The organism is Pseudomonas sp. GM55, from assembly GCF_000282395.1.
GTDB lineage: Bacteria > Pseudomonadota > Gammaproteobacteria > Pseudomonadales > Pseudomonadaceae > Aquipseudomonas > Aquipseudomonas fluorescens_CC.
Genome location: NZ_AKJJ01000062.1, coordinates 38,755 through 56,656 on the forward strand (window position 1 = coordinate 38,755; position 17,902 = coordinate 56,656).

A 17,902-nucleotide genomic window follows, 5' to 3' on the forward strand; every position below is an offset into this window, starting at 1 on the left:
GCGTTGTTCTGTCGTCCATTGCGAGCAAGCTCGCTCCTGCAGGGTGGGGTGATCAATCGATAAACAGGTCCGTCATCAGCTTGTCGCTGCTGTCGGGCGCGAACCGATAGTGTTCGAACTCAGTCACACCGTTTTCCCGCAGTATTTCCTCATCGATCAGCAAACGCCCGGTCAGGCTGCGATTTGCGCTGCTTAGAATCACATGGGCGGCATCGGCCATGATCGCAGGCGTGCGTGCATGCTTGAACGACTCCCGTGATCCCAGCTGAAATTCGATAGCTGCCGTGGCAATCATGGTTTGCGGCCACAGCGAGTTGACGCTGATCCCGTAATTCCTGAATTCCTCACTCATGCCCAGGGTCAGCATGCTCATGCCGTACTTGGTGACGGTGTAGGGGCTGTATTGGGCGAACCACTTGGTGGCCAGGTTCAGCGGTGGCGACAGGTTGAGGATGTGCCCGGCGGACTTCTTCAGATAGGGTAACGCAGCCTGGCTGCACAGCAATACGGCGCGGGTGTTGATCTGGTGCATCAGGTCAAAGCGCTTGAGTTCAAGGTGCTGGACCCCGGTCAGCTTGATCGCCCCGGCATTGTTGATCAGTGCATCGATATTGCCGAAATGTTCGTTGGCCCGGGCCAGCGCCTCACGTACGGCATCCTCTTCACGTACATCCACCTGCAAGGCCAGCGCCTTGCCGCCTGCCGCTTCCACTTCCTGCGCCACGCTGAAAATCGTCCCCGGCAGCTTGGCGTGGGGCTCGGCGCTTTTGGCGGCGATCACAATGTTGGCGCCATCACGCGCGGCCCGCAAAGCGATCTCGCGACCGATCCCGCGGCTGGCGCCGGTGATGAACAGGGTTTTTCCTTGCAATGACATGCGTACGCTCCTGATTGTTGTTATCTGTACGGATCGACAGACAATGTAGACCAAGACTTCAGGTGCGAACGAGCGGAGGGTAGGGGCTTTTTGTAGGGGCGAGCTTGCTCCGGGCGGCGCTCCGACGATGGACGTTAACGAAAACGCGTGATTTCAGAATGAACACGGCGCCTTCAAGTCCATCGCGAGCTCGCTCCTACAGGGGGAGGTTAGTGAGACATCACTTCGCGGATGTCTTTGGCCAGCTCGCGCACGCGCTCTTCCTCGGTATCCCACGAGCACATGAAGCGTGCGCCGCCGTTGCCGATGAAGGTGTAGAAACGCCAGCCCCTGGCGGTCAGTGCGGCGATGGCCGGTTCCGACAGTTGCAGGAACACGCCGTTGGCCTGAACCGGGAACATCAGTTCCACGCCGGGAATGTCGCTGACCAGTTCGGCCAGCAATTGCGCGCAGCGGTTGGCGTGGTTGGCGTATTTGAGCCAGGCGTCGTTTTCGAGGATGCCGACCCATGGTGCCGACAGGAAGCGCATCTTTGAAGCAAGCTGCCCGGCCTGTTTGCAGCGGTAATCGAAGTCTTCGGCGAGTTTGTGGTTGAAGAAGAGGATTGCTTCGCCCACGGCCATGCCGTTTTTCGTGCCGCCAAAGCACAGCACGTCAACGCCGGCCTTCCAGGTCAGGTCGGCCGGGGTGCAGCCGAGGAAGGCGCAGGCGTTGGAGAAGCGCGCGCCGTCCATGTGCAGGTTCAGGCCCAGTTCCTTGCAGGTGGCGCTGATGGCGCGGATTTCGTCCGGGGTGTAGACGCTGCCGACTTCAGTGGCCTGGGTCAGGGTCACGACGCGGGGTTTGGGGTAGTGGATATCCTGGCGCTTGAGCGCGACCTCGCGGATCGAGTCCGGGGTCAACTTGCCGTTTTCAGTGCGGGCGATCAGCAGTTTGGAACCGTTGGAGAAGAATTCCGGGGCGCCGCATTCGTCGGTTTCGACGTGGGCGGTTTCCGAGCAGATCACGCTGTGGTAACTCTGGCACAGCGACGACAGTGCCAGCGAGTTGGCGGCGGTGCCGTTGAAGGCGAAAAACACTTCGCAGTCGGTTTCAAACAGTTTGCGGAAATCGTCGGAGGCGCGGGCGGTCCACTCGTCGTCGCCGTAAGCGCGCTGGTGGCCATGGTTGGCCTGCTCCATGGCAGCCCAGGCTTCAGGGCAGATGCCGGAATAGTTGTCGCTGGCGAATTGTTGGCTCTTGTCGGTCATGGCCTGCTTCCGTGGTCGAGATGCCTATGGTGAAGCGTCCCGTGGTCAATGAGGGTGCGCACTGTACCTAAGATCGTCAGGTGGAGCGCACAGGATGTCGCTGTTTGGAAAATACAGTGTCGAAGGGCAATTATGCACGCGACAATGCACAAGACCATGCACAAGGCCATGCACTTAAAGCAGCGCGACGGGGCACTGGATCTGCTCAAGTGGCTGGCGCTTTTGAGTATGGTGCTCGATCACTTGCGATATGTCGGTTATTCCGCCGATTTGCTGTATGTGCCGGGACGCCTGGCGTTTCCGTGGTTCTGCCTGGCGATGGCGGCCAATCTGGCGCGCGTGCGGATTACGACGACCGGTGGCCAGTGGCGCTATCTGGCTTGGCTGTTGCTGTTCAGCGCGGTGAGTGAAGTTCCTTACAGAATGTTCATTGCCAATCCCGACACCTTGAATGTGCTGCCCACCCTTGCCCTGGGTTTGCTGGTGGTTCGTGGCTGGCAGCAACCGGCGCTTGCATCGCGACTGCTGGCGGTCGGTGCAGTACTGCTGGCAGCGTTTTTCTCCCAGCGCTTGATGTTCGGTTTTTTTGGCGTTCTGTTGCCGTTGGTCTTGCTGCTAGTACTCCGGCGACCCTGGTATTTCGCGTTATTGGCGGGGCTGGTCTGTCTGGCGGCCAATCAATGGCAGGTGCTGTATCACGCCGCTCGCCTGGGCAATATCGCGGCGATTCCGGCCATCGTCACGTGTCTGATTGCGCCATGGCTCGGGCTGTTCTTGTTGCGACACGCCGGGGGCGTAAAACCACTACCGATGCGCCGCTGGGCGTACGCCCTGTATCCCGCGCATTTCTTGATGCTGCTCGCTGTTCGCCAGGCAATCGGCTGACCCTGTGGGAGCTGGCTTGCCAGCGATGACGGCGCCACATCCAACAGAGAGGGTGGCTGACCCACCGCTATCGCGGGCAAGCCCGCTCCCACAGGGGATCGTGGCGATCCTGCCGGCGCGTTCCGCCTGTCCATTTCCCGTCATGTCGTAAACGCACCTTTGCGTGGCGCCCTTAGGCATTTGACCTGTCTGCCTCGGTCATACCATCGCTATCAAAGGGCACTGCCGAAAAGCCAGTGCCTCACCGAGACGAATGGCGCACCGCCGCCGCTGGGAGAGACGCGATGTTCAGCAAGCAAGACAAGATCCAGGGTTACGACGATGCACTGCTGGCGGCGATGAATGCCGAGGAGCAACGTCAGGAAGATCACATCGAGCTGATCGCGTCGGAGAACTACACCAGCAAGCGCGTGATGGAAGCGCAGGGCAGTGGCCTGACCAACAAGTACGCTGAAGGTTATCCGGGCAAGCGCTACTACGGTGGCTGCGAACACGTCGACAAGGTTGAAGCCCTGGCCATCGAACGCGCCAAGCAGCTGTTCGGCGCCGATTACGCCAACGTGCAACCACACTCCGGCTCTTCGGCCAACAGCGCCGTGTACCTGGCGCTGCTGCAAGCCGGCGACACCATCCTCGGCATGAGCCTGGCCCATGGCGGTCACCTGACCCACGGCGCCAAGGTGTCGTCCTCGGGCAAGCTGTACAACGCCGTGCAGTACGGCATCGACACCAAGACCGGCCTGATCGACTACGACGAAGTCGAGCGCCTGGCCGTCGAGCACAAGCCGAAGATGATCGTTGCCGGTTTCTCGGCCTACTCCAAGACCCTCGACTTCCCACGCTTCCGTCAGATCGCTGACAAAGTCGGTGCGCTGCTGTTCGTCGACATGGCCCACGTGGCCGGTCTGGTCGCTGCCGGCCTGTACCCGAACCCGCTGCCTTACGCCGACGTGGTCACCACCACCACCCACAAGACCCTGCGCGGTCCACGTGGCGGGCTGATCCTGGCCAAGTCCAACGAAGAAATCGAGAAGAAGCTCAACGCTGCCGTGTTCCCCGGTGCCCAGGGCGGCCCGCTGATGCACGTCATTGCCGGTAAGGCGGTGTGCTTCAAGGAAGCGCTGGAGCCAGGCTTCAAGGCCTACCAGCAACAAGTGATCGACAACGCCCAGGCGATGGCCGGCGTATTTATCAAACGCGGCTACGATGTAGTGTCCGGCGGTACCGACAACCACCTGTTCCTGGTCAGCCTGATTCGTCAGGGCCTGACCGGCAAAGAGGCGGACGCAGCACTCGGTCGCGCCCATATCACTGTGAACAAGAACGCTGTCCCGAACGATCCACAGTCGCCGTTCGTGACCTCCGGCCTGCGTATCGGCACCCCGGCGGTGACCACGCGCGGCTTCAAGGTGACCCAGTGCGTCGAACTGGCCGGCTGGATCTGCGACATCCTCGACAACCTCGGCGACGCCGATGTCGAGGCCAATGTCGCCCAGCAGGTATCGGCCCTGTGCGCGGACTTCCCGGTTTATCGCTGAGTGCGGTTTTGGAGTAAATGACTATGCAACGCTACTCGGGCTTCGGCCTCTTCAAACACTCCCTCAGCCACCATGAAAACTGGCAGCGCATGTGGCGCACGCCGACCCCTAAAAAGGTCTACGACGTGGTCATCGTCGGCGGTGGCGGGCATGGTCTGGCGACCGCCTACTACCTGGCCAAGGAACACGGCATCACCAACGTGGCCGTGGTCGAGAAAGGCTGGCTGGGCGGCGGTAACACCGCGCGCAACACCACCATCGTGCGTTCCAACTACCTGTGGGACGAGTCGGCGCACCTGTACGAACACGCGATGAAACTGTGGGAAGGCCTGTCCCAGGACCTCAACTACAACGTGATGTTCTCCCAGCGCGGCGTCTACAACCTGTGCCACACCCTGCAGGACATCCGTGATTCCGAGCGTCGGGTCAGCGCCAACCGCCTCAATGGCGTGGATGGCGAACTGCTCGATGCCAAGCAGGTTGCCGACGAGATCCCGTATCTCGACTGCTCGAAGAACACTCGCTACCCGGTGATGGGCGCTACCGTCCAGCGTCGCGGCGGCGTGGCCCGTCACGATGCCGTGGCCTGGGGCTTTGCCCGGGCCGCCGATGCCTTGGGCGTGGACCTGATCCAGCAGACCGAAGTGATTGGTTTCCGCAAGGAAAACGGTGTGTGCATCGGCGTGGAAACCAACAAGGGTTTCATCGGCGCCAAGCGCGTCGGCGTAGTGACTGCCGGTAACTCCGGGCACATGGCCAAACTCGCCGGTTTCCGTCTGCCGATCGAATCGCACCCGCTGCAAGCGCTGGTGTCCGAGCCGATCAAACCGATTATCGACAGCGTGATCATGTCCAACGCCGTGCACGGCTACATCAGCCAGTCCGACAAGGGCGACCTGGTGATCGGCGCCGGTATCGACGGCTACAACGGCTATGGTCAGCGCGGTTCCTATCCGGTGATCGAGCACACCATCCAGGCCATCGTCGAGATGTTCCCCGTACTGTCCCGCGTACGCATGAACCGTCAGTGGGGCGGCATCGTCGACACCACGCCGGATGCTTGCCCGATCATCTCGAAAACCCCGGTACCGAACATGTTCTTCAACTGCGGTTGGGGCACCGGTGGCTTCAAAGCAACACCTGGCTCGGGCAACGTGTTTGCCGCAAGCCTGGCCAAGGGTGAAATGCACCCGTTGGCTGCACCTTTCTCCATCGACCGCTTCCACAGCGGTGCGTTGATCGACGAACACGGCGCTGCAGCAGTCGCCCACTAACAGGAGAAATCCCTATGTTGCATATCTTCTGTCCTCACTGCGGCGAACTGCGCTCCGAAGAGGAATTCCATGCATCCGGCCAGGCGCACATCCCGCGCCCACTGGACCCGAACAGCTGCACCGACGAGGAGTGGGGCGACTACATGTTCTTCCGCGACAACCCTCGCGGCCTGCACCACGAGCTGTGGGATCACGTTGCCGGTTGCCGCCAGTACTTCAACGTCACCCGCGACACCGTGACCTACGAGATTCTCGAAACCTACAAGATCGGCACCAAGCCACAATTCACCGACAAGACCGATAGCCCGAAAGCGGCCAGCACGGCTCTGGGAGAGAAGGTATGAGCCAGATCAATCGCCTGTCCAATGGCGGACGGATCGACCGCAACAAAGTCTTGACCTTCACCTTCAACGGCCAGGTTTACAAAGGCTTTGAAGGCGACTCCCTGGCCGCTGCACTGCTGGCCAACGGCGTCGACATCATCGGTCGCAGCTTCAAGTATTCCCGTCCGCGCGGCATCTTCGCCGCCGGTGCAGAAGAGCCGAACGCGGTGCTGCAGATCGGCGCCACCGAAGCCACGCAGATCCCGAACGTGCGTGCTACGCAACAGGCGCTGTATCAGGGCCTGGTCGCTACCAGCACCAACGGCTGGCCGAGCGTGAACAACGACATGATGGGGATTCTCGGCAAGGTCGGCGGCAAGCTGATGCCACCGGGCTTCTACTACAAAACCTTCATGTACCCGCAATCGTTCTGGATGACCTACGAGAAGTACATCCGCAAGGCTGCCGGCCTTGGCCGCTCGCCGACCGAGAACGATCCGGACACCTACGACTACATGAACCAGCACTGCGACGTGCTGATCGTCGGCGCTGGCCCTGCCGGTCTGGCGGCTGCCCTGGCGGCTGCGCGCAGCGGTGCCCGGGTGATCCTCGCCGATGAACAGGAAGAGTTCGGCGGCAGCCTGCTCGATTCCCGCGAAAGCCTCGACGGCAAGCCGGCCACCGAGTGGGTCGCCAGCGTCATCGCCGAGCTGAAGAACACCCCGGACGTGCTGCTGTTGCCGCGCGCCACGGTCAACGGCTACCACGACCACAACTTCCTGACCATTCACGAACGCTTGACCGATCACCTCGGCGACCGCGCTCCGATTGGCCAGGTGCGTCAGCGCATCCACCGGGTTCGCGCCAAGCGCGTGGTCCTGGCGACCGGCGCTCACGAGCGTCCACTGGTCTACGGCAACAACGACGTGCCGGGCAACATGCTGGCCGGCGCTGTCTCCACTTACGTACGCCGTTATGGTGTGGCGCCGGGCAAGAAGCTGGTGCTGTCGACCAACAATGACCACGCCTACCGCGTTGCCCTGGACTGGCTCGATGCCAGCCTGCAAGTGGTGGCCATCGCCGACGCCCGCAGCAACCCGCGTGGTGCGCTGGTGGAAGAAGCGCGCGCCAAAGGTATCCGCATCCTCACCGGCAGCGCCGTGATCGAGGCCCGTGGCAGCAAGCGTGTGACCGCTGCCCGTGTGGCCGCCATCGATGTCAAAGCCCACACCGTGACCAGCCCAGGCGAATGGCTTGAGTGCGACGTGGTGGCCAGTTCCGGTGGTTACAGCCCGGTGGTTCACCTGGCTTCGCACCTGGGTGGCAAGCCGATCTGGCGCGAAGACATCCTCGGTTTCGTACCGGGTGAAGCACCGCAGAAACGCGTGTGTGTCGGTGGCATCAACGGCGTCTACGGCCTTGGCGATTCTCTGGCCGACGGTTTTGAAGGTGGCGCCCGCGCCGCTGCTGAAGCCGGGTTCCAGACAGCCGAAGGCGTACTGCCGAAAGCCCTGAGCCGTCTCGAAGAGCCGACGCTGGCGCTGTTCCAGGTGCCTCATGAAAAGAACACCGCACGGGCACCGAAGCAATTCGTCGACCTGCAAAACGATGTCACCGCCGCCGCCATCGAACTGGCGACCCGCGAAGGCTTCGAGTCGGTCGAGCACGTCAAGCGCTACACCGCACTGGGCTTCGGCACCGATCAGGGCAAGCTCGGTAACGTCAACGGCCTGGCCATCGCTGCCCGCTCGCTGAATGTGACCATCCCGCAGATGGGCACCACCATGTTCCGTCCGAACTACACGCCAGTGACCTTTGGCGCTGTGGCCGGTCGTCACTGTGGGCACATCTTCGAGCCGGTACGCTACACCGCATTGCATCAGTGGCACCTGAAAAACGGCGCCGAGTTCGAAGATGTTGGCCAGTGGAAACGTCCGTGGTACTTCCCTAAATCCGGTGAAGACATGCACGCCGCGGTCAAGCGCGAATGCAAAGCCGTGCGCGACAGCGTCGGCCTGCTGGACGCTTCGACCCTGGGCAAGATCGACATCCAGGGCCCGGACGCACGCGAGTTCCTCAACCGCGTCTACACCAACGCCTGGACCAAGCTCGACGTGGGCAAGGCGCGTTACGGCCTGATGTGCAAAGAAGACGGCATGGTGTTCGACGACGGCGTGACGGCATGCCTTGCCGACAACCATTTCGTCATGACCACCACCACCGGCGGCGCGGCACGCGTGCTTCAGTGGCTGGAGCTGTACCACCAGACCGAATGGCCGGACATGAAGGTGTACTTCACCTCCGTGACCGACCACTGGGCGACCATGACCCTGTCCGGGCCGAACAGCCGCAAGCTGCTCAGCGAAGTCACCGACATCGACCTGGCCAACGAAGCCTTCCCGTTCATGACCTGGAAAGAAGGCCTGGTCGGCGGTGTGCCGGCGCGGGTGTTCCGGATCTCGTTTACCGGTGAGCTGTCGTACGAAGTCAACGTGCAGGCCGATTACGCCATGGGCGTGCTCGAGAAAATCGTCGACGCCGGCAAGAAGTACAACCTGACGCCGTACGGCACCGAAACCATGCACGTGCTGCGGGCCGAGAAGGGCTTCATCATCGTCGGTCAGGACACTGACAGCTCGATGACCCCGGACGACCTGAACATGGGCTGGTGTGTCGGTCGCACCAAGCCGTTCTCGTGGATCGGCTGGCGTGGCATGAACCGCGAAGACTGTGTGCGTGATCAGCGCAAACAGCTGGTTGGCCTCAAGCCGATCGATCCGACCAAATGGCTGCCGGAAGGTGCGCAACTGGTGTTCAACACCAAGCAAGCCATCCCGATGACCATGGTGGGTCACGTGACGTCCAGTTACCTGCATAACTCCCTGGGCTATTCGTTTGCCATGGGCGTGGTCAAGGGCGGCCTGAACCGTATGGGCGAGCGTGTCTTTGCGCCACTGGCGGACGGCAGCGTGATCGAGGCGGAAATCGTTTCTTCGGTGTTCTTCGATCCGAAAGGCGAACGGCAGAACGTGTGATTGCTTGTAGGAGCCGGCTTGCTGGCGATGAACGATAACGCGGTGCACCTGATTCACCGCGTCGTCTGGATCGCCAGCGAGCCGGCTCCTGCAGATGACAACCACACTCTCAACAGAATTCAGGACAGGTGCTTTATGACCGCAGCCAATGTTTACCAACAACGCCCAACCTCCGGGGCCAAGGCCGAGTCGTCGCTGCATCACGCCGACCTCGCCAGCCTGGTGGGCAAGGGCCGCAAGAACGCCGGCGTGACCGTGCGTGAGAAAAAACTCCTCGGCCACCTGACCATCCGCGGCGATGGCCACGACGCCGCGTTCGCCGCGGGCGTGCACAAGGCCCTGGGCATCGAGCTGCCGGGCGCGCTGAGCGTCATCGTCAAAGGCGAAACCAGTTTGCAATGGATGGGGCCGGATGAGTGGCTGCTGATCGTGCCGACCGGTGAAGAGCTTGCCGCCGAGCAAAAGCTGCGCAAGGCGCTGGGCGATCTGCACATTGCAATCGTCAACGTCAGCGGCGGCCAGCAACTCCTCGAATTGAGCGGCCCGAACGTGCGCCAGGTACTGATGAAGTCCACCAGCTACGACGTGCACCCGAACAACTTCCCGGTGGGCAAAGCCGTCGGCACGGTGTTCGCCAAGTCGCAGCTGATGATCCGTCACACCGCCGAAGACACCTGGGAACTGCTGATTCGTCGCAGTTTCTCGGATTACTGGTGGTTGTGGTTGCAGGATGCTTCTGCGGAATTCGGCCTCAGCGTTCAGGCTTGAGATTGTTTTCGCTGGCAAGCCAGCTCCTACAATTGACCGCGATCCCTGTAGGAACTGGCTTGCCAGCGATCAACCGCGAAGCGGTTGCCAATAAACGAACAGGAGTCACCGCACCATGAGCCGCGCCCCAGACACATGGATTCTGACCGCCGACTGCCCAAGCCTGCTCGGCACGGTGGATGTGGTGACCCGCTTTCTGTTCGAGCAGGGCTGCTACGTCACTGAACACCACTCCTTCGATGACCGCCTTTCGGGGCGTTTCTTCATTCGTGTGGAGTTCCGCCAGCCGGATGGCTTCGACGAGCAGTCGTTCCGTGCGGGGCTGGCCGAGCGTGGTGACACCTTTGGCATGAACTTCGAACTGATCGCGCCGAACTATCGGCCGAAAGTGGTGATCATGGTTTCCAAGGCCGATCACTGCCTCAACGATTTGCTCTACCGCCAGCGCATCGGTCAGTTGTCGATGGACGTGGCCGCGGTAATTTCCAACCATCCGGACCTCAAGCCACTGGCCGACTGGCACCAGATTCCGTACTACCACTTCCCGCTGGACCCGAACGACAAGCCGGCGCAAGAACGTCAGGTATGGCAGGTCATTGAAGAGTCCGGTGCGGAACTGGTGATCCTTGCGCGTTACATGCAAGTGCTGTCGCCGGAGTTGTGCCGCAAGCTCGATGGCAAGGCGATCAACATCCACCACTCCCTGTTGCCCGGTTTCAAGGGTGCCAAGCCCTATCACCAGGCCTACAACAAGGGCGTGAAACTGGTGGGCGCCACGGCGCACTACATCAACAACGATCTGGATGAAGGTCCGATCATCGCCCAGGGTGTCGAGGCGGTGGACCACAGCCATTACCCGGAAGACCTGATCGCCAAGGGGCGGGACATTGAAGGGCTGACCCTGGCGAGGGCCGTGGGTTATCACATTGAGAGAAGAGTGTTTTTGAACGCCAATCGTACGGTCGTTCTTTAGATCGCCATCGCTGGCAAGCCAGCTCCTGCAGGAGCTGGCTTGCCAGCGAAGAGGCCATAACCGGCAACACAAGAAACAGCATCTGTACCCGAGCACTTAACGCGCTGCCTGCCTGGGCAACGCGGTTCCATAAAAACAACATCGAGGTGAAAGCATGTCTGGCAATCGTGGTGTGGTATATCTCGGCGCGGGCAAGGTCGAAGTACAGAAAATCGACTATCCGAAAATGCAGGACCCGCGCGGCAGGAAGATTGAACACGCGGTCATCCTGCGTGTGGTTTCCACCAACATCTGTGGTTCCGACCAGCACATGGTGCGCGGTCGTACCACCGCACAAACCGGTCTGGTGTTGGGTCACGAGATCACCGGTGAAGTGATCGAGAAGGGCCGCGACGTCGAAAACCTGCAAATCGGCGATCTGGTGTCCGTACCGTTCAACGTGGCTTGCGGGCGCTGCCGTTCCTGCAAGGAAATGCACACCGGCGTGTGCCTGAGCGTTAACCCGGCGCGTCCGGGCGGTGCTTATGGTTATGTCGACATGGGCGACTGGACCGGTGGTCAGGCTGAATACGCGATGGTGCCTTACGCGGACTTCAACCTGCTGAAACTGCCGGATCGCGATCGCGCCATGGCAAAAATCCGCGACCTGACCTGCCTCTCCGACATCCTGCCGACCGGCTACCACGGTGCCGTGACTGCCGGCGTTGGCCCGGGCAGCAGCGTGTACATCGCCGGTGCCGGTCCGGTCGGTTTGGCCGCTGCGGCTTCCGCTCGCCTGCTGGGTGCGGCAGTGGTCATCGTCGGTGACGTCAACACCGTGCGCCTGGCCCACGCCAAGGCCCAGGGCTTCGAAATCGCCGACCTGTCCCTCGACACCCCGTTGCACGAGCAAATCGCCGCGCTGCTGGGCGAGCCCGAAGTGGATTGCGCCATCGACGCCGTCGGCTTCGAAGCCCGTGGTCATGGCCACGACGGCGTGAAGCACGAAGCCCCGGCCACCGTGCTCAACTCGCTGATGGGCGTGGTGCGGGTTGCCGGCAAGATCGGTATCCCTGGCCTCTATGTGACCGAAGATCCAGGTGCCGTGGACGCCGCCGCGAAAATGGGCAGCCTGAGCATCCGTTTCGGCCTGGGCTGGGCCAAGTCCCACAGCTTCCACACCGGCCAGACCCCGGTGATGAAGTACAACCGCCAGCTGATGCAGGCGATCATGTGGGACCGCATCAACATCGCTGAAGTGGTGGGCGTACAGGTGATCAGCCTGGATCAGGCGCCGGAAGGTTACGGCGAGTTTGATGCGGGCGTGCCGAAGAAGTTTGTGATTGACCCGCATAAGATGTTTAGTGCGGCGTAAGCGTTTGACAAAAAACGGCGATCTGAGGTCGCCGTTTTTTATCATTTATATTTATTGATCAAAACGCTCCCATAGTTAATGGGCTCAGCGTTGACCTGAAAACTTTGTTAAGGGCGGTTTCTTATGGATGCTTGAGCTGTTGCTGGTGTATACGGTGGCGGCAAGGATTCGTACTCTGGGAGTCCCGAGATACGATTGTTGAGGTTAGTTATATTTTTTTGATGCGATGTTATTTTGTTTTGATATTTTATTCCTAGTGTGCGCAGATCATTTAGTTCTGCTGTATGCATTTTTATTGTGTCGGGGATGGCTGTTCCTATTTCGTATCCATTGGATTCAAGTGTTGTTACTGTTTCATTGAGTTCTCTTATTTTCTGTTCTTTATTTGTAAAGTGCTTGTCTATCTCTTTCATTTTATTCTCTGCTTTGTTCAGGCGTTGTTTTTCTGATGCTAGTTCGAATTTCTCCTTGGAAAACGAGGGGGACCGAGTGAGCCCGGAAGATTCTGTCAGGTTTGGGGTTGATCGGCTCATGGGGATGGGAGTGTTGAGGCTCACCGTTTGTGCTGGCTTTTTTATAATTCTCAACGATCTTAAGAGTGGTTTTATGAACGTTGGAGTATGACCCTTTGGATCCGCTCGATTCACCGGGTCCCCTACACAATACGCATAGGCATTCAATCCACCCCTCCCAAACGGACTCCAACTGTCCGGACTGTTAAACCGCATCAACACCGGGTTAAACGCCCGATATCCATTCCCCAGCAAATACCACCCCGTCACCGGATCCGGTCGTTCGCCGTTGAACCCGAGCAGGCTGAGCAAGCCGTTTTCCGCAGGGCGGTGGCCGTAGGCTGTGTAGGCGAGTGGATGAGGCCGGGTCGTGTCGAGCACATTCAACACAGAGCGCTGTTGGTCAGTGGTGAGCAAGCGGGTTTCCACGTTGCCGTTCTGGCGTTGTTGCTGCGCCAGCAACTGATCTTCGTGCTGCATGATCGATCGCTGCTCCGTGCCCTGTACCTCGGTGGCCAGGCGATCTTTCAGGTAGAAGCGCCGGGTACTGGATTGCGCCGAGGGGGTGCAATCGACCAAGCGGTCCAGCGGATCATAGTGGTAGCGGCAGAGTACGGTTTCGCGGTTGGGTTGCATGGGCAGGACTCCCTGAAAAATCCTTGAGTTCAGGGATTCACTGTCGCGCAATCAACCAAGCCTGCCTACTAGCAGAACTGTTAGTGTCACAACGCCGCCAATGCGCCTTGATACAACACCGGTCCCGTCGGTTGTCCGGTCGGTGAGCCACCCTTGGGTTCAAGACTGACCGCCAGTGCAATCGGCTTGCCGATCAGCGCTTTCTGCGTATCGCTCAATTCAACTTTGCCTTTTCCGCCAGCCGGAATGACGCCGAGGGAGATCGGTTTACCGTCCGCTGGAATCGCCCACAACTCCAGACTTTGCCCGGGTTCGACAGCCGCCAGCGTCAGCGGCTCGACTTGCAGGTAATTCTCGTGGGCCTGCACATGCAACGCTGGTTTCGCGTCGGCACTGACCAGCGTGGCACTGTAACGGGCATCGTCGGAGATGTAGTGAACTCCGATAATCACTGCAATCAGCAGTGAGCAAACCGCCGCCGTCACTCGCAGCCAGTTCCAGAACGGACGCTTCTCCGGCACGTGCAGTACTTGTGGTTCGATCCGTTCGGTAATGCCTTGCCAGACGCGATCCGGCACCGGCTGCTCCGGCAGGGCTTCGGTCAGGCTGACCAGGCTTTCCTGCCACTGCGCCAGTTCTGCGCGCAAGGTCGCATCTTCCAGCAACAGCTGTTCGAAACGCCGACGCGCGGTGGCGGGCATCAGGCCAATAGCATAGTCGGCGGCGAGGGCGCGGCGCAGGGTCGGGGTTTTATAGTTCATGATTCAAGGCACCTGCGCAGGCGCTCCATGCCGCGGCGGATCCAGGACTTCACCGAGCCCAGCGGCGCGGCCAGGTGTTCGGCCAACTCGGAGCACGACAGCCCCTGGAAATAAGCGACGGTAATCGACTGGCGCTGCATGCCTTCGAGGCTGTCCAGGCAGCGGCTCAAGGCACTGGCCTCACGGGCACTGTCCAGTTGCTCGTGGGCCGATGGACTTTCATCCACAAGCATCTGTTCTTCGAGATCACTCAAGGGCCGATCACGGTGTTTGCGCAACTGGTCGATGGCTTGATTTCGGGTGATGTTGATCATCCAGGTCAACGGCGCTGACAGATGTGCTTCGTAGCGCGAGGCGTTGTTCCAGATACGCACGAAGCTCTCTTGCAGCACCTCTTCGGCCAGGTCCGGACGGCTCATGAAGCGCAGTGCTACCCCGTGCAGACGCGGTCCGACACTGCGGTACAGCGTCTCGAACGCGCGGCGGTCACCCAATGAACACTGGGCCAGCAGTTGCCTGAGCTGATCGGTGTCGGTGATGGGAATAGCGGTTCTCCCGGAAAGCAGAGCAGGGGGCCGGTTGCAGGCAGAGGTTAGTTCACGGCGCGCAGTTGTTCCATTCACAGGCGGACACCTCGGCAAACCCGCCGACCCCGATGCACGGGGCCGGCGACACGGTTCAGCTTTTCGGCATCAACACTTTGTCGATGACCTGAATCACCCCATTGGACTGGTACACGTCATAGGTGGTGATATCGGCGACGTCACCTTTTTCATCCTTGATGGTGATGTTGTGCGGGCCGTTCATCATCGCCCATAGCTTGCCGCCGGCGACGGTGGTGAGCTCGGTCTTGCCACCCCCAGTCTTGATCTTCTCGGCCAGGGTTGCCATGTCGAGTTTTCCGGCGACCACGTGGTAGGTGAGGATTTTGCTCAAGGTGGCTTTGTTTTCCGGCTTCAGCAGGGTATCGACGGTGCCAGCAGGCAGGGCGGTGAAGGCTGAATTGACCGGGGCGAATACGGTGAACGGGCCTTTGCCCTTGAGGGTATCGACCAGGCCAGCGGCTTTCACGGCGGCTACCAGAGTGGTGTGATCGGCGGAGTTCACCGCGTTATCGACGATGTCCTTGCTCGGCAGCATGGCCTGGCCGCCGACGGTCACGCTGTCATGGCTCATGGTTGCCGCTTGCACGGTATTCAGGGCGAAAGCACCGCCAAGGGCCAGGGTCAGCAGGCTGGCAATCAACGGTGTTTTGATCGTAGTGCGTTTCATGGTGATGATCCTTTGGTGGGGAATCGGCCAGGAATGTCTGTCCGTGCTTGATATACGGGCGTGGGGCAGGACTGGATGCAGCACCGGGAAAATATTCTGATGAACCTGATCCCCGTAGGAGCGAGCTTGCTCGCGATGGACGCAAGGGCACCGCATTTCGCCAGACAGCCCGCGTCATCGTTGACGTCCATCGCGAGCGAGCTCGCTCCTACAGGGGATGGGTGGCTGGGAACAATGTCCGGGGAATCCAGTCCAACGCACAGTTTTTCGCCGTCCATTGCGGGCGGCGTTCATAGAGGATGTCTGAATGAAGATTTCACGCGGTTTTGTCCTGGCATCGCTCTTGACCCTGGTGGTCAGCCCGGCCTTTGCCCAGTTCAACCTGAGCGATGCGGCCAATGCCATTTCTGGCATGAAGGGCGGCAATGCCGCGACCGATACCGCGCCGACCCCGGAAGCGGCGGACCTGCTGGGCGCGCTCACTGAGTTGAACATCACCCCACAGCAAGCCATCGGCGGTGCCGGGGCGATGCTGGGGCTGGCGAAGAACCAGTTGAGTTCGACCGACTACTCGGAACTGGCCAAAAGCGTGCCGGGTATCGACATGCTGTCCGGCGGTGGCGAGCTGGGTATGCTCGCCGGATTGCTCGGCTCCACCGGCAAGGCCGCAGGCCTGAATAACGCCCTGGGTAACGTCAAGAACACCAATGACCTGAACAATGCGTTCAGCGCCCTGGGCATGGACAACGGCATGATCGGGTTGTTTACCCCGGTGCTCCTGCAATACCTCGGTCAGCAGGGCGTCGGCGGTTCGCTGCTGAGCAGTCTGGGCAGCATCTGGGGCACGGGCACGGGCACGGGCACGGGCATCGGCGACGGCAGCTGATTCAGCGGCGCTCGGTGCGCAAGGTGTCGATGCGCCGGTCCTTCTCGATCCAGAGCTGGTTGACCCAGTTCTGGGTTTTTTCGCGAAACAGCGGATCGTTTTCGTAATCGCCCTGCCACAGCGCCGGGTCGAGTTCGCGGGTCTGGATATCGATGATGACCCTTGGCACATTGCCGCTGATCAGGTCCCAGAACCCCGGAATATTCGGCTGCGGGTAAACCACCGTCACATCGAGGATCGCGTCCAGTTGCTCACCCATCGCCGCCAGCACAAAGGCCACTCCACCGGCCTTGGGCTTGAGCAAGTGATTGAACGGTGACTGTTGCTGGGCACGTTTGGCCGCCGTGAAGCGAGTGCCTTCGAGGTAGTTGACCACCGTCACCGGTTGGCGCTTGAACAGTTCGCAGGCCTGTTTGGTGATCTCCAGATCCTTGCCCGCCAGTTCCGGGTGTTTGGCCAGGAACGCCTTGCTGTAGCGCTTCATGAACGGATAATCCAGCGCCCACCACGCCAGGCCCAGGAAGGGCACCCAGATCAGTTCTTTCTTGAGGAAGAATTTGAAGAACGGCGTACGCCGGTTCAGCGTCTGGATCAGCGCCGGGATGTCGACCCAGGATTGATGGTTGCTGATCACCAGGTACGAGGTGTCACGGCGCAGATCGTCACCGCCGCGGATATCCCATTGGGTGGGGATGCACAGGCGGAAGATCAGCTTGTCGATTTCGGACCAGGTCTCGGCAATCCACATCACCGACCATGAGGCGTAATCGCGAAAGCGGCCGCGCAGGACTAGTTTGAGCAGGGCAAACACCAGCAAGGGTCCGATCAGGACCAGGGTGTTGAGCAACAACAGCAATGTGACGAAACAGCCGGTGAGCAGGCGGCGCATAAAAAACTCTTGGCAGCATTTGGGCGCGCAATGATAAGCAGCTTCGGGCGACAGGCCAAATCGGCGGTGACGAATGTTTCACCTTTGGGCCGGTAACCTTGTGGGAACGATCAAGCGAACGACGGTCTAAATTCCCGCTGTTCACTCTCATGGAAGCCCATCACGTGAAATCCCTCCTTGCAGTGCTCTCCCTCATCGCCCTGCCGGTCTTGGCCGCCGAACCCACCCTCTATGGGCGTTACGAATACATCGCCCTGCCGGAAATCGGCGGGCAGGTCCTCAAGGCGAAAATGGACACCGGCGCCCTGACCGCGTCGCTGTCGGCCAAGGACATTGAAACCTTCAAGCGTGACGGCGAGGACTGGGTGCGTTTCCGCCTCGCTACCAAGGATGCGAGCAATAAGGTCTACGAGCACAAGATCGCGCGGATCAGCAAGATCAAGACCCGCTCCGAAGAGGAAGAGGATGACGAAGCGGCAGCACCCACCAAGCGGCCGGTGGTTGATCTGGAATTGTGCCTGGGCAACGTCAAGCGCACGGTCGAGGTCAACCTGACCGACCGCAGCAGCTTCAACTATCCATTGTTGATCGGTGCCAAGGCCTTGCGTGAGTTTGGGGCGGCGGTGAATCCTGCTCGGCGGTTTACGGCGGATAAGCCGGATTGTTGAA

17 protein-coding genes are annotated in these 17,902 nt (G+C 60.4%); 10 read left to right on the forward strand and 7 right to left on the reverse strand.

Going from position 1 to position 17,902, the window contains the following annotated elements; translation table 11 throughout:
- Nucleotides 1-52: 52 nt before the first annotated feature.
- Both PMI31_RS17420 and PMI31_RS17425 read right to left on the reverse strand, forming a co-directional pair.
- Nucleotides 53-877: an SDR family oxidoreductase gene (locus tag PMI31_RS17420; protein WP_008019506.1), complete on the reverse strand. Its 825-nt coding sequence runs from the start codon at nucleotides 875-877 to the stop codon at nucleotides 53-55.
- A gap of 209 nt (nucleotides 878-1,086) precedes the next feature.
- Nucleotides 1,087-2,127: a threonine aldolase family protein gene (locus PMI31_RS17425; protein ID WP_008019507.1), complete on the reverse strand. Its 1,041-nt coding sequence runs from the start codon at nucleotides 2,125-2,127 to the stop codon at nucleotides 1,087-1,089.
- Nucleotides 2,128-2,259: 132 nt separating this feature from the next.
- On the opposite strand from PMI31_RS17425, the gene PMI31_RS17430 reads away from it, so the two are divergent.
- The 8 genes from PMI31_RS17430 to fdhA all read left to right on the forward strand — a co-directional run bounded on the left by PMI31_RS17430 (nucleotide 2,260) and on the right by fdhA (nucleotide 12,277).
- Nucleotides 2,260-3,012: a TraX family protein gene (locus PMI31_RS17430; RefSeq protein ID WP_008019508.1), complete on the forward strand. Its 753-nt coding sequence runs from the start codon at nucleotides 2,260-2,262 to the stop codon at nucleotides 3,010-3,012.
- Between the two features lie 284 nt (nucleotides 3,013-3,296).
- The gene (gene glyA / locus PMI31_RS17435; protein WP_008019509.1) at nucleotides 3,297-4,550 is read left to right on the forward strand and encodes a serine hydroxymethyltransferase; all 1,254 of its coding nucleotides are present in this window, start codon (nucleotides 3,297-3,299) and stop codon (nucleotides 4,548-4,550) included.
- A 23-nt stretch (nucleotides 4,551-4,573) separates the two neighbouring features.
- Complete coding sequence (locus PMI31_RS17440; protein ID WP_007936415.1) at nucleotides 4,574-5,824, forward strand: sarcosine oxidase subunit beta; 1,251 nt, start codon at nucleotides 4,574-4,576, stop codon at nucleotides 5,822-5,824.
- A 14-nt stretch (nucleotides 5,825-5,838) separates the two neighbouring features.
- Nucleotides 5,839-6,168 carry a sarcosine oxidase subunit delta gene (locus PMI31_RS17445; protein ID WP_007980417.1) on the forward strand — a complete coding sequence of 110 codons (330 nt, stop codon included), beginning with the start codon at nucleotides 5,839-5,841 and terminating at the stop codon, nucleotides 6,166-6,168.
- Nucleotides 6,165-9,182, forward strand: a complete 3,018-nt coding sequence (locus PMI31_RS17450) for a sarcosine oxidase subunit alpha (protein ID WP_008019512.1) — start codon at nucleotides 6,165-6,167, stop codon at nucleotides 9,180-9,182. Before PMI31_RS17445 ends, PMI31_RS17450 begins: the two co-directional genes overlap by 4 nt.
- 135 nt (nucleotides 9,183-9,317) lie before the next feature.
- A complete protein-coding gene (locus PMI31_RS17455; RefSeq protein WP_043302458.1) occupies nucleotides 9,318-9,950 on the forward strand; it encodes a sarcosine oxidase subunit gamma in 633 nt (210 codons plus the stop codon).
- 115 nt (nucleotides 9,951-10,065) lie between these two features.
- Nucleotides 10,066-10,923: a formyltetrahydrofolate deformylase gene (purU, locus tag PMI31_RS17460; protein ID WP_008019514.1), complete on the forward strand. Its 858-nt coding sequence runs from the start codon at nucleotides 10,066-10,068 to the stop codon at nucleotides 10,921-10,923.
- Between the two features lie 154 nt (nucleotides 10,924-11,077).
- Complete coding sequence (gene fdhA / locus PMI31_RS17465) at nucleotides 11,078-12,277, forward strand: formaldehyde dehydrogenase, glutathione-independent (protein WP_008019516.1); 1,200 nt, start codon at nucleotides 11,078-11,080, stop codon at nucleotides 12,275-12,277.
- A 107-nt stretch (nucleotides 12,278-12,384) separates the two neighbouring features.
- On the opposite strand, the gene PMI31_RS30065 is transcribed toward fdhA, so the two are convergent.
- The 4 genes from PMI31_RS30065 to PMI31_RS17485 all read right to left on the reverse strand — a co-directional run bounded on the left by PMI31_RS30065 (nucleotide 12,385) and on the right by PMI31_RS17485 (nucleotide 15,458).
- Nucleotides 12,385-13,425 (reverse strand): RHS repeat-associated core domain-containing protein, encoded by a 1,041-nt coding sequence (locus PMI31_RS30065; RefSeq protein ID WP_008019517.1) that lies wholly within the window; start codon nucleotides 13,423-13,425, stop codon nucleotides 12,385-12,387.
- An 86-nt stretch (nucleotides 13,426-13,511) separates the two neighbouring features.
- Nucleotides 13,512-14,186 (reverse strand): anti-sigma factor, encoded by a 675-nt coding sequence (locus PMI31_RS17475; RefSeq protein WP_008019519.1) that lies wholly within the window; start codon nucleotides 14,184-14,186, stop codon nucleotides 13,512-13,514.
- Nucleotides 14,183-14,809, reverse strand: a complete 627-nt coding sequence (locus PMI31_RS17480) for a sigma-70 family RNA polymerase sigma factor (RefSeq protein ID WP_008019520.1) — start codon at nucleotides 14,807-14,809, stop codon at nucleotides 14,183-14,185. The genes PMI31_RS17475 and PMI31_RS17480 overlap by 4 nt, the downstream gene beginning before the upstream one ends.
- A 55-nt stretch (nucleotides 14,810-14,864) precedes the next feature.
- Nucleotides 14,865-15,458: a fasciclin domain-containing protein gene (locus tag PMI31_RS17485; protein WP_008019521.1), complete on the reverse strand. Its 594-nt coding sequence runs from the start codon at nucleotides 15,456-15,458 to the stop codon at nucleotides 14,865-14,867.
- A gap of 307 nt (nucleotides 15,459-15,765) precedes the next feature.
- On the opposite strand from PMI31_RS17485, the gene PMI31_RS17490 reads away from it, so the two are divergent.
- On the forward strand, nucleotides 15,766-16,344 hold the full coding sequence (locus tag PMI31_RS17490) for a DUF2780 domain-containing protein (RefSeq protein ID WP_008019522.1): 579 nt from the start codon (nucleotides 15,766-15,768) through the stop codon (nucleotides 16,342-16,344).
- 1 nt (nucleotide 16,345) lies between these two features.
- Here PMI31_RS17490 and PMI31_RS17495 read toward each other — a convergent pair whose 3' ends face one another.
- Entirely contained in the window at nucleotides 16,346-17,233 is an 888-nt protein-coding gene (locus PMI31_RS17495) for an acyltransferase (protein WP_008019523.1), read from the reverse strand.
- A gap of 164 nt (nucleotides 17,234-17,397) precedes the next feature.
- On the opposite strand from PMI31_RS17495, the gene rloA2 reads away from it, so the two are divergent.
- Nucleotides 17,398-17,901 (forward strand): retropepsin-like aspartic peptidase RloA2, encoded by a 504-nt coding sequence (rloA2, locus tag PMI31_RS17500; protein WP_043302452.1) that lies wholly within the window; start codon nucleotides 17,398-17,400, stop codon nucleotides 17,899-17,901.
- Nucleotide 17,902 lies beyond the last annotated feature (1 nt).

Excerpts from the sequence above, each read along its gene's own strand:
- glyA (WP_008019509.1), top strand. The coding sequence starts at position 3,297 with ATGTTCAGCAAGCAAGACAAGATCCAGGGTTACGACGATGCACTGCTG.
- PMI31_RS17475 (WP_008019519.1), bottom strand. The coding sequence starts at position 14,186 with ATGAACTATAAAACCCCGACCCTGCGCCGCGCCCTCGCCGCCGACTAT.
- purU (WP_008019514.1), top strand. The coding sequence starts at position 10,066 with ATGAGCCGCGCCCCAGACACATGGATTCTGACCGCCGACTGCCCAAGC.
- PMI31_RS17445 (WP_007980417.1), top strand. The coding sequence starts at position 5,839 with ATGTTGCATATCTTCTGTCCTCACTGCGGCGAACTGCGCTCCGAAGAG.
- PMI31_RS17490 (WP_008019522.1), top strand. The coding sequence starts at position 15,766 with ATGAAGATTTCACGCGGTTTTGTCCTGGCATCGCTCTTGACCCTGGTG.
- PMI31_RS17425 (WP_008019507.1), bottom strand. The coding sequence starts at position 2,127 with ATGACCGACAAGAGCCAACAATTCGCCAGCGACAACTATTCCGGCATC.
- PMI31_RS17450 (WP_008019512.1), top strand. The coding sequence starts at position 6,165 with ATGAGCCAGATCAATCGCCTGTCCAATGGCGGACGGATCGACCGCAAC.
- PMI31_RS17455 (WP_043302458.1), top strand. The coding sequence starts at position 9,318 with ATGACCGCAGCCAATGTTTACCAACAACGCCCAACCTCCGGGGCCAAG.
- fdhA (WP_008019516.1), top strand. The coding sequence starts at position 11,078 with ATGTCTGGCAATCGTGGTGTGGTATATCTCGGCGCGGGCAAGGTCGAA.
- PMI31_RS17485 (WP_008019521.1), bottom strand. The coding sequence starts at position 15,458 with ATGAAACGCACTACGATCAAAACACCGTTGATTGCCAGCCTGCTGACC.
- PMI31_RS17430 (WP_008019508.1), top strand. The coding sequence starts at position 2,260 with ATGCACGCGACAATGCACAAGACCATGCACAAGGCCATGCACTTAAAG.
- PMI31_RS17420 (WP_008019506.1), bottom strand. The coding sequence starts at position 877 with ATGTCATTGCAAGGAAAAACCCTGTTCATCACCGGCGCCAGCCGCGGG.
- PMI31_RS17495 (WP_008019523.1), bottom strand. The coding sequence starts at position 17,233 with ATGCGCCGCCTGCTCACCGGCTGTTTCGTCACATTGCTGTTGTTGCTC.
- PMI31_RS30065 (WP_008019517.1), bottom strand. The coding sequence starts at position 13,425 with ATGCAACCCAACCGCGAAACCGTACTCTGCCGCTACCACTATGATCCG.
- PMI31_RS17440 (WP_007936415.1), top strand. The coding sequence starts at position 4,574 with ATGCAACGCTACTCGGGCTTCGGCCTCTTCAAACACTCCCTCAGCCAC.